The organism is Streptomyces sp. NPDC052701 (assembly GCF_040678355.1).
Taxonomy (GTDB): Bacteria; Actinomycetota; Actinomycetes; order Streptomycetales; family Streptomycetaceae; genus Streptomyces.
Map to the genome: position 1 here is coordinate 66,374 of NZ_JBFATO010000002.1, position 6,071 is coordinate 72,444.

The window sequence follows — 6,071 nt, forward strand, 5'->3', positions numbered from 1 at the left end:
CTCCCGGCCGCCCGGCGTGGAGCGCCGCTCCCGCGGTCCCGGACCGGCCGGCCGCGTTCAGGGGCGTGGGGCCGTGGCCTTCGGAACGGAACCGGGTGCGAAGCCGTCGAGGGAGAAGGCCAGTTCGGCGAAGCGTTCGCCGATGCGGCGGTGGGCCGCGGCGTCGGGGTGGAGGCCGTCGGGCAGGGGGAGTTCGGCGAAGTCCTGCTCGCCGTAGAGGTCGCGGCCGTCGAGGTGGTGCAGGTGGGGGTCGTCGGCCGACCGCTGGGCCACGATCCGGGCCAGCTCGTCGCGGATGACGCCCAGGGTCAGCTTTCCGGCCGCGCGCTCCGCCGGGTCTCCCAGGGCGACGAAGCGCAGGTGCCCGGTGCCGAGTCCGCCGAGGTCCGGGGCGCTGGGGCCGGGGGTGTCCTCGTGGAGGGGGCACAGCAGGGGGGAGACGACCAGCAGCGGCGTGGTGGGGTGTCCCTCGCGGATGGTGTCGAGGAAGCCGTGGACGGCCGGGGTGAAGGCGCGCAGCCGCATCAGGTCGGTGTTGACCAGGTTGATGCCGATCTTGAGGCTGATCAGGTCGGCCGGGGTGTCCCGGATGGCGCGGGCGGTGAAGGGGTCGAGCAGGGCGCTGCCGCTCAGGCCGAGGTTGATCAGCTCCACGCCGGCGAGGCGGGCCGCCAGCGCGGGCCACGTCGTGGTGGGGCTCGCGGCGTCGGAGCCGTGGCTGATCGAACTGCCGTGGTGCAGCCACACCGCGCGGCCCCGGTCCGGCACCGGCTCGACGGGCGCGTCGGTGCGCAGGGCGAGCAGTTCGGTGGTCTCGTTGTGCGGGAGCCAGATCTCGACGTCCTTCACCCGGTCGGGCAGGTCCGTGAAGCGGAGGGTGCCGGGCGGGCCGGGCCGGTGCTCGGCGGCCCCGGTGGCCAGGTCGATGGTCAGGGTGTTGCCGCCGGCCACCCGGGCCCGGCCGCTCGGGAGGCCGTCGACGAGCAGGTCGTAGACGCCGTCCGGGCGGGGCGGGGCGCCCACGTAGACGCGTTTGGTGGGCAGCGTGTCCAGTTCGACGGCGGTGGCCCGGGTGCGGAAGGCCAGCCGTACGCCCGAGGGCTGGGACTCGGCCAGGGCCAGCTGCCCGTCGGCGCACTGCGCGCGGGCCCGGGCGGGCAGCCGGTGCGGCAGCACGCCCCGCCCGGTGCGCTCCAGGTCGAGGGCGCCGCGCAGCAGCTCCTCGGTGAGGGGCGTGGTGATCCAGCGGGGCTCGGTGTGCATGGGGGTCCGGTCCGTTCGTCAGTGGTTCGGGGCGGCGGGCCAGGCGCGCAGCAGGGCGTCGAGGGCGTCCAGGACCCGGGTCCAGGTCTCCTGGGTGTCGGGGGCGCTGTGGTCGAAGCCGCCCTCCGCCTCCAGGCTGACGTAGCCGTGGAAGACGCTGCCCAGCAGCCGGACGGCGTGCGTCCGGTCCGGCTCGGGCAGGTCGTAGCCGCGCAGCAGCGCCCGGGTCATCCGCGCGTGCCGGACGCCGGCGCTCGCGGCCGCGGTCTGCGGGTCGAGTCTGAACCGGGCCGCGGCGTAACGCCCGGGATGCTCCCGGGCGTAGTCGCGGTAGACGTTCGCCAGGGCCGTCAGGGCCTCCTTGCCGGACCGTCCGGCCAGGGCGTCGGCGGCCCGGTCGGCGAGTTCCTCCAGGGCCAGCAGGGCGATCCTGGTCTTCAGGTCCTGGGAGTTCCTCACGTGCGAGTACAGGCTCGCGACCTTGACGTCGAACCGCCTGGCCACCGCCGAGAGGGTCACCTGGTCGAAGCCGACCTCGTCGGCCAGCTCCGCCCCCGCCCTGGCCAGGCGTTCCGCACTCAGTCCCGCGCGCACCACGAGCGCCCTCCCTTCACCTTAAAGCATTATGTACTTTCCTAAAGCTTTTAGGCAACGGACCGATGCATCAAGGGTGCGGTCCTCTCCGAACCCGCCGTGCGTACGGAGGGACACTGTTGCAAGCAGGTGCTTGCAATAGTTAGCGGGGTGGGGCAAGGTGGGGGCATGGCATCGCTCAACGTCGGCAATCTCGGTGAGTACCTGCGCGAACAGCGGCGCAACGCGCAGCTGTCGCTCCGGCAGCTCGCCGACGCCGCCGGCGTGTCCAATCCGTACCTGAGCCAGATCGAGCGCGGGCTGCGCAAGCCGAGCGCGGAGGTGCTGCAGCAGGTCGCCAAGGCGCTGCGGATCTCCGCCGAGACGCTGTACGTCCGCGCCGGCATCCTCGACGCCGAGCGGGACCGGGACGAGGTGGAGACGCGTGCCGTCCTCCTCGCCGACCCCGCGCTGACCGAGCGGCAGAAGCAGGTGCTGCTGCAGATCTACGAGTCGTTCCGCAAGGAGAACGGGTTCGGGACCGCCGCGGCGGAGCGGGACGGCCAGGTGGCCGACGCGACCACCGGCGTGACCGGCGTGACCGGCGCGGCGGACGTGACGGACGTCACCGGCGCCCCCCGTGTCACCGGGACCGCCGGGGAGAACGAGGGTACGGCGGACGCCGCCGGGAGCGGCACCACCGCAGGACGTACCCGCACGGGCGACCGTGCCGGCACCGCCGTACGCCGTTCCCGCGGCGACGACGGCGCCGAGGCCGCCGAACGCCGTCCCCGTACGGGTGACGGCGGCGACACCGGTCCGCAGCGGACGGCCGGCTGAGCCGGACCAGGGCACCGGCCACCCGACCGCGGACCACACGAAACCCTCAGCCGAAAACCGATCCGGGAGGACCACCACCATGGCCATCACCGACGACCTGCGCAAGACCCTGAGCGACCTGACCCCGCTCTACTTCGCCGCCGGCACCGCCGACCTCGCCCTGCAGCAGGCCAAGAAGGTGCCGGCCCTGGTGGAGCAGCTGCGTGCCGAGGCCCCGGCCCGGCTGGAGGCCGTGCGCAACACCGACCCGAAGGCCGTGCAGGAGAAGGCGACCGCCCGGGTCAGGGAGACGCAGGAGACCCTCCAGGCCAGGGTCGGCCGGATCATCGGCTCCCTCGACGCCGACTTCCGGAAGCTGGGCGGCAACCTCGACGCCGACCTGAAGAAGCTCGGCGAGACCGCCCAGGACCTCGCGCTGCGCGGGGTCGGCGTCGCCGCCGAGTACGCCGTCAAGGCCCGTGAGACCTACGAGAAGGTCGCCGAGCACGGCGAGCAGGCGGTGCGCACCTGGCGCGGCGAGGCCGCCGACGGCATCGAGGACATCGCCGAGAGCGTGGAGGAGCTGGCCATCGCGGTCGAGCCGAAGGCCGAGCCGGCCGAGGCCAAGAAGGACGGGGCCACCACGGTCAGGACCGAGCCCGTCACGGTCAAGACCGAGCCCGCCACGGTCAGGACCGAGCCCGTCGCGGCGAAGAAGGCCCCCGCCAAGAAGGCCCCGGCAGCGCGCAAGCCCGCCGGCAAGGGGACGACCCCGCCCGCCAAGGGCACGGCCTCGCCCGCCCAGTAGGCCGGGCGGCAGCACGGGCGGGACGCGGCGAGGCCGCCGCACGGGCGGCGGCGGAGCGGCGGACGGCACGCACGACGGGCCGGGCACTCTTCGGGTGCCCGGCCCGTTGTCCGGGTAGCGGTGCTGCGGTTGCGGGTACGGTGACCGCGTAAGCAAGAGCCGAGTCGGGTGGTGGACGTTGTGCTGATGCAGGGCTTCGCGGGACTCATGTGGCTGCTGAGCATGGCTCTGATCGTTTTCAGCGGCTTCGCGTTGATCGACGCCGCCACGCGCCGCGAGGACGCCTACCGCGCGGCCGACAAGAAGACCAAGCCCTTCTGGCTGATCATCCTCGGGCTCGCCTTCGTGGTGAACCTGCTCTTCCCGATCCTGTCGTTCCTGCCGATCATCGGCCTGATCGCGACGATCGTGTACATGGTCGACGTACGGCCCGCCCTGCGCGGACTCCCCGGCGGGGGCCGCAGCCGCCGCGGCTCCAGCAGCGACGGCCCCTACGGCCCGTGGAACGGCGGGCGCTGACCCCGCAGGGGACCGTCAGGGCACCCGGTCCAGCAGCAGCACCGCCACGTCGTCCGTCAGTTCGCCGCCGTTGAGGGCGCGGACCTCGTTCACCGCCGCCTGCAGCAGCTCCTCGCCGCGCAGCCCCTCCTCGATCTGACGGCGGACCATGTCCACCATGCCGTCCTGGCCGAGCCGCTCCCGGCTCGCGCCGACACGGCCCTCGATCAGGCCGTCGGTGTACAGCATCAGGCTCCACTCGGCGCCCAGCTCCACCTGCATCCGCGGCCAGCGGGCACCCGGCAGCAGCCCGAGGGCGGGGCCGTTGTTGTCGTACGGCAGCAGCCGCGCGGGCCGGCCGGGCCTGGCGATCAGCGGCGACGGGTGGCCGGCCAGGCACAGGCCCGCGCGGCGGCCGTCCGGCGCTATGTCGACCGTGCACAGGGTCGCGAAGATCTCGTCGTCCGCGCGCTCGTGCTCCAGCACCTGCTGCAGCGTGCCGAGGAGCTGGTCGCCGCACAGGCCCGCCAGCGTCAGCGCGCGCCAGGCGATGCGCAGCTCCACGCCGAGCGCGGCCTCGTCCGGGCCGTGCCCGCAGACGTCGCCGATCATGGCGTGCACGGTGCCGTCCGGGGTGCGCACGACGTCGTAGAAGTCGCCGCCGAGCAGCGCGCGCGAACGGCCCGGGCGGTAGCGGGCGGCGAAGCGCAGCGAGGAGCCCTCCAGGAGGGGGGTCGGCAGCAGGCCGCGCTCCAGGCGGCGGTTCTCCTGGGCGCGCAGCCTGCCCTCGGCGAGCCGCCGCTCGGCCGACTCGGAGCGCTTGCGCTCCACCGCGTAGCGGATCGCCCGGCTCAGCAGCCGGCCGTCCAGCTCGTCGCGGAAGAGGTAGTCCTGGGCGCCCACCCGCACCGCCTCCGCGCCGCGCTCGGCGTCGCCCGACGCGGTGAGCGCGAGGACGGCGTGCCGGGGCGCGAGCTCCAGGACGTGCTTGAGCACGGCGAGCTCGTCGTCACCGTCGGCGGCCCGGCTCGGCCCGGGCAGCGCGAGGTCCAGCAGGATGCAGTGCACGTCGTCGGTGAGCAGCCGCTCGGCCTCGGTGAGGTTGCGGGCGGTGCGCACGCGGATCGGCTTGCCGGCCTGGTCGAGCAGGTCCGGCACGATCGGCGAACCGGCCGGGTCGTCCTCGATCAGCAGCAGCGTCAGGTTGGTGTGCGGTGCGGTGCTGCCGGTCCTGTCCGTGGTGTTCCCGGCCTTGCCCTGGGTGCGGGCGGCCGCCGAGGAGTTCTCGGGGACACCGCCGCCCAGGGGCACGGCCTGCGCCTGACCGCTCTCCGCGGCCGGGATCGCTCTCTGCCGCGGTACGGGTACGGGCATCGTCTTGGGTTCCTTCCCTCCCCCCGAGGGCACGGCGGGGGCGAGGAGTCTCGACCCACCGACGGGGACCATAGCGGGTGTCGGCGCCGCGGCGGAATGGCGCGGGGCACGCCGCCCGGTCCCCGGCCACTGTCATATGCCGCGATATCCACCGCAGTTGGACAGGGAGAGTGTGGCGCGGGGATGACGAACGTCACGTCCGGGAGGGGTTTCGGGCGGTGTTGGGCGTGGACTGGGTCACGTGGCCCAGGTCACGGGCTGCGGCCGGCGGGCAGTTGGGCCCGCCGGGAGGGTCCGGGCGCGCGTGTCGGCGCCCGTGGGGGCGGGCCCCGTACGCGACCGACGCGCCCCCGTACGCGACCGGCACCACCTCGGGCGGGCGACCGGTACCGCCCCGTGCGGGCGACCGGTACCGCCTCGGGTGGGCAGTCGGCATCGCCTCGGGTGGGCGACCGGTACCGCTCCGGGTGGGCAGTCGGCATCGCCTCGGGTGGGCGACCGGTACCGCTCCGGGCGGGCAGCCGGTACCGCCTCGGGTGGGCAGCCGGCATCACCTCGGGTGGGCGACCGGCACCGCCCCGGGTGTACCGCGCGCCGTCCGTCCGCCCCCCGCCGTCCGGGCGCCCCGCGGGGGGGGGGGGGCCGGGGGGGGGGCCGCGGGGGGGGCCCCCCCCCCCCCCCCCCGGGGGGCCCGCGCCCGGGGCGACGCGACCGGCCCCCGGGCGCGGGGGGTGGC

General features: G+C 74.9%; 6 protein-coding genes. 3 read left to right on the forward strand and 3 right to left on the reverse strand.

The genetic code is table 11. From position 1 onward, the window contains the following. Positions 1–57: 57 nt before the first annotated feature. Both AB0L29_RS03350 and AB0L29_RS03355 read right to left on the reverse strand, forming a co-directional pair. Positions 58–1,263: an SGNH/GDSL hydrolase family protein gene (locus tag AB0L29_RS03350; RefSeq protein ID WP_365822815.1), complete on the reverse strand. Its 1,206-nt coding sequence runs from the start codon at positions 1,261–1,263 to the stop codon at positions 58–60. Positions 1,264–1,281: 18 nt separating this feature from the next. Further along, on the reverse strand, positions 1,282–1,860 hold the full coding sequence (locus AB0L29_RS03355) for a TetR-like C-terminal domain-containing protein (protein ID WP_365822817.1): 579 nt from the start codon (positions 1,858–1,860) through the stop codon (positions 1,282–1,284). 165 nt (positions 1,861–2,025) lie between these two features. On the opposite strand from AB0L29_RS03355, the gene AB0L29_RS03360 reads away from it, so the two are divergent. From AB0L29_RS03360 to AB0L29_RS03370, 3 genes are all read left to right on the forward strand, one after another. Next, positions 2,026–2,676 carry a helix-turn-helix domain-containing protein gene (locus AB0L29_RS03360; protein WP_365822819.1) on the forward strand — a complete coding sequence of 217 codons (651 nt, stop codon included), beginning with the start codon at positions 2,026–2,028 and terminating at the stop codon, positions 2,674–2,676. A gap of 79 nt (positions 2,677–2,755) precedes the next feature. Next, on the forward strand, positions 2,756–3,463 hold the full coding sequence (locus AB0L29_RS03365; RefSeq protein WP_365822821.1) for a hypothetical protein: 708 nt from the start codon (positions 2,756–2,758) through the stop codon (positions 3,461–3,463). A gap of 186 nt (positions 3,464–3,649) precedes the next feature. Beyond that, positions 3,650–3,982 (forward strand): DUF2516 family protein, encoded by a 333-nt coding sequence (locus AB0L29_RS03370; RefSeq protein WP_365823415.1) that lies wholly within the window; start codon positions 3,650–3,652, stop codon positions 3,980–3,982. Between the two features lie 15 nt (positions 3,983–3,997). On the opposite strand, the gene AB0L29_RS03375 is transcribed toward AB0L29_RS03370, so the two are convergent. Next, on the reverse strand, positions 3,998–5,335 hold the full coding sequence (locus tag AB0L29_RS03375) for a fused response regulator/phosphatase (RefSeq protein WP_365822823.1): 1,338 nt from the start codon (positions 5,333–5,335) through the stop codon (positions 3,998–4,000). Between the last annotated feature and the right edge of the window lie 736 nt (positions 5,336–6,071).

What these genes read in the sequence shown, in the direction of transcription:
- AB0L29_RS03350 (WP_365822815.1), bottom strand. Translation starts at nt 1,263, where the DNA reads ATGCACACCGAGCCCCGCTGGATCACCACGCCCCTCACCGAGGAGCTG.
- AB0L29_RS03360 (WP_365822819.1), top strand. Translation starts at nt 2,026, where the DNA reads ATGGCATCGCTCAACGTCGGCAATCTCGGTGAGTACCTGCGCGAACAG.
- AB0L29_RS03365 (WP_365822821.1), top strand. Translation starts at nt 2,756, where the DNA reads ATGGCCATCACCGACGACCTGCGCAAGACCCTGAGCGACCTGACCCCG.
- AB0L29_RS03370 (WP_365823415.1), top strand. Translation starts at nt 3,650, where the DNA reads ATGCAGGGCTTCGCGGGACTCATGTGGCTGCTGAGCATGGCTCTGATC.
- AB0L29_RS03375 (WP_365822823.1), bottom strand. Translation starts at nt 5,335, where the DNA reads ATGCCCGTACCCGTACCGCGGCAGAGAGCGATCCCGGCCGCGGAGAGC.